Raw genomic sequence first — 5,550 nt, forward strand, 5'->3', positions numbered from 1 at the left:
GTCGCCGTCTGCGGGGAGGCGGGGGTGGCCTGGGAGGAGAAGGACATCACCCAGGACGAGGCGCTGCACCGGCTGTACTGGGAGCAGATTCCGGTCGTTCTCGTCGACGGTGAGCAGCACGATTTCTGGCGGGTGGATCCGAAGCGGCTGCGTCGGGCCTTGGGGGCTTGACCTGGTTTGGATTACCATTCGGGGTCGTTTTCTCCCCGGCCGGCCGCAAACGTGAGGAGTGTGACCGGGTGTCCTCGTTGGCGTATGTGGCACCGGTCACTTTGGACGGGCAAAACGGACACAATCTTTGTGCACGCGTTCACAAAGGCATAGCCTGGGCCGGACGGAGCCGTGCCGGCGCACATGTGTGCGCCTCGCGCGCCCGCCCTCCGCTTGGCCCGACCGGCAGGAGCACCGTGGCAACTGGCCGAAATCACCGACCGGCGACCCGTAGCCGAGGAATTCCCGAGGCGACGGTCGCCCGGCTCCCGTTGTACCTGCGGGCGCTGACGGCGCTGTCCGAGCGCTCGGTGCCCACGGTCTCATCCGAGGAGTTGGCCGCCGCGGCCGGGGTCAACTCGGCCAAGCTCCGCAAGGACTTCTCGTACCTCGGCAGCTACGGCACCCGTGGCGTCGGGTACGACGTCGAGTATCTCGTCTACCAGATCTCCCGCGAGCTCGGGCTCACCCAGGACTGGCCGGTCGTCATCGTCGGCATCGGTAACCTCGGGGCCGCGCTCGCCAACTACGGCGGGTTCGCGTCCCGCGGCTTCCGGGTCGCGGCGCTGATCGACGCGGATCCGTCGATGACCGGCAAGCAGGTGGCCGGCATGGGGGTCTCGCACGTGGACGACCTGGAGGAGATCATCCAGGTCAACGGCGTCTCCATCGGCGTCATCACCACCCCGGGCGGCGCCGCGCAGCAGGTGTGCGACCGGCTGGTGGCCGCCGGCGTCACCTCGATCCTGAACTTCGCGCCGACCGTGCTGACCGTCCCCGAGGGCGTCGACGTGCGGAAGGTCGACCTGTCGATCGAGTTGCAGATCCTCGCCTTCCACGAGCAGCGCAAGGCCGCCGACGAGCTGGCCGGCAACGGCGCGCGGGTGCCGACGGCGGCCCGGCGGCGCGCGGCGCGGGCCGACGAGGGCCCCGAGGGCGACATCCCGGCGGTGATGCCCGCATGACTCTGCTGGTGATCGGTCTCAGTCACCGCAGTGCCCCGGTCAGCGTGCTGGAGGCGGCCGCGCTCGCGCCCGACGCCCGCGGCAAGCTGCTGCGGGACGCGGCGGGCACGCCTGGCACGGCCGGTGCCGCCGAGCGTCCGCCGGCGATCGAGGCCGCGCTGCTCGCCACCTGCAACCGGATCGAGCTCTACGCGGTGGCGGAACGATTCCACGCCGGCGTCGCCGAGCTCAGGGCGCTGCTCAGCCGGTACGCCGGGGTGAGCCAGGCGGACCTGGAGCCCCACCTCTACACGCATCACGAGGACCGGGCCGTCGAGCACCTGCTGAGCGTGGCCTGCGGCCTCGACTCGATGGTGGTCGGCGAGGGCCAGATCCTCGGCCAGATCAAGTCGGCGCTGGCGCTCGCCCAGGACGAGCACACCGCGGGGCGGCTGCTGAACGAGCTGTTCCAGCAGGCGCTGCGGGTCGGCAAGCGCGCGCACAGCGAGACCAACATCGACCGGGCCGGCCAGTCGCTCGTCACCTTCGGGCTCGAGCAGCTGAGCGGCGGCGCCGGCGACACGTCGTGGGTGCGCGGTCAGCGCGCCCTGGTGATCGGGGCCGGGTCGATGTCGTCGCTCGCCGCGACGACCCTGGCCCGCGCCGGTGTGTCCGAACTGGTGATCGCCAACCGGACGCTGGAGCGTGCCGAGCGGCTCGCCGCCGGCCTGGCCACCCCCGGGGGGCCGCGCGCCCGCGCCGTCCCGATCAACGCCATCTCCATCGCGGCCGAGCTGGCCCTCGCCGACATCGTCGTGTCCTGCACCGGCGCCACCGGCCTCGTGCTCACCGCCGAGGCCGTGGCCGGCGCGGTCCGCGAGCGGTCCCGCCGCCGGGGCACGACCGGCGCCCCGCCCGAGCTCACCGTCCTCGACCTCGCCATGCCACGCGACGTCGAGGCCACCGTGCACGACATCGACGGGGTGCGCCTCGTCGACATCGAGTCGCTCGCCGCCGCCTCCGTCGACGCCCCCATGGCCGCCGACGTGGACGCGGTGCGCGGCATCGTGGCCGAGGAGGTCGCGACACTCGGCGCGGCCCGGCGCGCCGCGCACACCACCCCCACCGTCGTCGCGCTGCGCGCCATGGCCTCCGAGGTGGTGGCCGGCGAGCTGGCCCGCCTCGAGGGCCGGCTGCCGGACCTCGGCGAGCGCGAGCGCGCCGAGATCGGCAGGACCGTGCGGCGGGTCGTCGACAAGCTCCTGCACGCGCCGACCGTGCGCGTCAAGGAGTTGGCGGCGGAGCCGGACGGCGCCTACTACGCGGCCGCGCTGCGCCAGCTGTTCGACCTCGGCACGCCGCTCGAGCCCGAACGGCGTGAACAGAAGGAGCGGTCATGAACGCACAGCGAGCCCTCCGGCTCGGAACGCGGCGCAGTCCGCTCGCCATGTCCCAGTCACGGGGCGTCGCCGAGCGGCTCGGCCGGCTGACCGGGCGGTCCGTGGAGCTCGTCGAGATCACCACCTACGGGGACGTCTCCCGGGAGAGCCTGGCCACCATCGGCGGCACCGGGGTTTTCGTCTCGGCGCTCCGCGACGCCCTGCTGGCCGGCGAGATCGACTTCGCCGTCCACTCTCTGAAGGACCTGCCGACCCTCCAGCCCGAGGAGCTGGCCCTGGCGGCGGTGCCGACGCGCGCCGACCCCAGGGACGCCCTGGTGGCCAGGGACGGCCTCGACTTCGAGCGGCTCGCGGTCGCGGACGGCCGGGCCAGGATCGGCACCGGCTCGCCGCGCCGGATGGCCCAGCTCAACGCCTGGTCCCGGGCCCTTGGTTGCGAAATCGAAACGGTCCCGATCCGGGGGAATGTAGACACCCGCATCGGGTACGTGCGCTCCGGCGAGCTCGATGCCGTCGTGCTCGCCGCCGCGGGGCTGTACCGCATTGGTCGGGAGGCGGAGATCACCGAATTCCTCGCACCCGACATCGTCCTGCCCGCCCCCGGCCAGGGGGCACTGGCGGTCGAGTGCGCCGTGTCGAACACGGCCCTCGTCGCCGAGCTCGCCGGCCTCGACGACCCGCACACCCGGGTCGCCGTGACCGCCGAGCGCACCCTGCTCGCCACCCTGGAGGCCGGCTGCAGCGCACCCGTCGGTGCGTACGCGGACCTGCTCCCCGGGGAGGACGGGCAGACCGTCACCGAAATGCGCCTGCGCGGCGTCGTCGGCACCACCGACGGTTCCACGCTGGTGCAGTTGTCCACCACCGGCCCCGTACCGGCTTCCGTCGGGGAGGCCGCGGCCATCGGCCGCGAACTCGCCGAGGAGATGCTCGCCAAGGGCGCGGCCGGTCTGATGGGGGAGCGAGCACATTGAGCCCCATTACCGCACGCACCGCACAAGCCAAGCGGGTCAGGACGACGCCGACCGCCGCCACCTCGGGCGGTCCAGCCCCCAACACCGCATACGACACTGCCAGTTACGGGCATGTCACCTTCCTCGGTGCCGGACCCGGAGACCCGGGTCTGCTCACACTGCGGGCCGTCGACGCGCTGGCCCAGGCCGATGTGCTGATCGCCGATCCCGAGGCCTACGAGGTGGTGCGCGCCCACGTCAGGGCGGGGACTGACGTCCCGCTGCAGGCCACGGGCGCGGACACGGAACAGCCCCACGGCGCGGCGGCCGGGACCGTCGACGCCGCTGATCTTGCCATGAGCGCCGCGCGCGGCGGCAAGCGGGTGGTGCGAGCGGTCGCCGGCGACCCCGGCATGGACGCCGACGCCACCGCCGACATGCTGGCGCTGGCCGCCGAGGGCATCACCTTCGAGGTGGTGCCCGGCATCGCCCACGGCGTCGGCGTGGCCGCCTACGCCGGGGTGCCGCTGCGCGACCCGGAGGGCGGCGACGTCCGCTTCGTCGACGGCCCGAACGCCGACGACCGCTGCTGGACGGAGGTCGGCGCGAGCGACGCCACGGTCGTGGTCTCCACCACGCTGGAGGCGGTGGCCGTCACGGCGGCCCGACTCGTCGCGGCCGGCCGCAAGCCGGACACCCCGCTGTCCGTCACCGTGGCCGGCACCACGACCCGGCAGCGGACGTGGACCGCGACGCTCGGCACCGTCGAGCGCACCCTGAAGTCCGCCAAGGTGCTGCCCTCGGCCGAGGCCGACCGGCCGGCGATAGCCGTGGTCGGCGAACGCAGCGCGCCGGCGCAGCGGGACCAGCTCGCGTGGTTCGAGTCCAAGCCGCTGTTCGGCTGGAAGGTGCTTGTGCCACGCACCAAGGAGCAGGCGGCGTCGCTGTCCGAGCAACTGCGCTCGTACGGCGCGGTGCCGAGCGAGGTGCCGACGATCGCGGTGGAACCGCCGCGTACCCCGCAGCAGATGGACCGCGCGGTCAAGGGCCTGGTGACCGGGCGGTACGAGTGGATCGCGTTCACCTCGGTCAACGCGGTCAAGGCGATCCGCGAGAAGTTCGAGGAGTACGGCCTGGACGCGCGGGCCTTCGCCGGGATAAAGGTCGCCGCGGTCGGCGAGCAGACGGCGCGGGTGCTGCAGGAGTTCGGCGTGCGGCCCGACCTGGTGCCGAGCGGCGAGCAGTCCGCGGCCGGCCTGCTGGAGGACTGGCCGCCCTACGACCCCGTCTTCGACCCGATCGACCGGGTGTTCCTGCCGCGCGCCGACATCGCCACCGAGACGCTGGTGGCGGGCCTGGTCGAGCTGGGCTGGGAGGTGGACGACGTCACGGCCTACCGCACGGTGCGGGCGTCGCCGCCGCCGGCCGAGACGCGCGAGGCGATCAAGGGCGGCGGGTTCGACGCGGTGCTGTTCACGTCGTCGAGCACCGTCAGGAACCTGGTCGGCATCGCGGGCAAGCCGCACAACGTGACGGTGATCGCGTGTATCGGGCCGGCGACGGCCAGGACGGCCGAGGAACACGGCCTGCGGGTGGACGTGATGGCGCCCGAGCCGTCCGCGCTGGCGCTGGCGGAGGCGCTCGCCCAGTTCGGGGCCGCGCGTCGCGTGGCGTCGATCGAGGCGGGCGAGGTGCTGAAGCGGCCGAGCGAGAAGCGGCCGCAGCGACGGCGGTCGCGGACCTCGGCGTAGCCGTCCTGCCGGACGGAGCGGCTCGAAGGGACCTCGGTGGGTGCCGGCCGCGGGCGGTCCGGCGGGCGCGGGCTGACCGCCGGGCCCCCGGGCCCGGCGGCGGGGCGTGGTGGGCCGCTCACCTGTGTACGGCCCCGGGGCCACCGCTGTGGTGGTCCCGATTCGTGGAAGGTACGTACGGTGTCGCTGCGATCCGGTCCGGTGGCCGGCATGGAACGGCATCAGCTCGCCGTCTACGGCGGCGCGTTGGCGGCCGGTGGGGTGGTGGGGTCGGTCGCTCCCGGGATGGGGC

The 5,550-nt window shown here is 73.6% G+C and carries 5 protein-coding genes; all 5 read left to right on the forward strand.

What is annotated here, in order from left to right; all coding sequences use genetic code 11:
- Nucleotides 1-171 (forward strand): glutaredoxin family protein (locus tag E1283_RS30705; RefSeq protein WP_207930589.1); only part of this gene is annotated, 171 nt, incomplete at its 5' end.
- Nucleotides 172-407: 236 nt separating this feature from the next.
- Nucleotides 408-1,175, forward strand: coding sequence for a redox-sensing transcriptional repressor Rex (locus E1283_RS30710; protein ID WP_132821448.1), 768 nt, complete (start codon nt 408-410; stop codon nt 1,173-1,175).
- Entirely contained in the window at nt 1,172-2,554 is a 1,383-nt protein-coding gene (locus E1283_RS30715) for a glutamyl-tRNA reductase (RefSeq protein WP_132821449.1), read from the forward strand. The genes E1283_RS30710 and E1283_RS30715 overlap by 4 nt, the downstream gene beginning before the upstream one ends.
- On the forward strand, nt 2,551-3,528 hold the full coding sequence (gene hemC, locus E1283_RS30720; protein WP_132821450.1) for a hydroxymethylbilane synthase: 978 nt from the start codon (nt 2,551-2,553) through the stop codon (nt 3,526-3,528). The genes E1283_RS30715 and hemC overlap by 4 nt, the downstream gene beginning before the upstream one ends.
- Complete coding sequence (locus tag E1283_RS30725; protein ID WP_243745219.1) at nt 3,525-5,258, forward strand: bifunctional uroporphyrinogen-III C-methyltransferase/uroporphyrinogen-III synthase; 1,734 nt, start codon at nt 3,525-3,527, stop codon at nt 5,256-5,258. Before hemC ends, E1283_RS30725 begins: the two co-directional genes overlap by 4 nt.
- Nucleotides 5,259-5,550: the final 292 nt, after the last annotated feature.

This window comes from Streptomyces hainanensis (genome assembly GCF_004348415.1).
Taxonomy (GTDB): Bacteria; Actinomycetota; Actinomycetes; order Streptomycetales; family Streptomycetaceae; genus Streptomyces; species Streptomyces hainanensis.

What these genes read in the sequence shown, in the direction of transcription:
- E1283_RS30715 (WP_132821449.1), top strand. Translation starts at nt 1,172, where the DNA reads ATGACTCTGCTGGTGATCGGTCTCAGTCACCGCAGTGCCCCGGTCAGC.
- hemC (WP_132821450.1), top strand. Translation starts at nt 2,551, where the DNA reads ATGAACGCACAGCGAGCCCTCCGGCTCGGAACGCGGCGCAGTCCGCTC.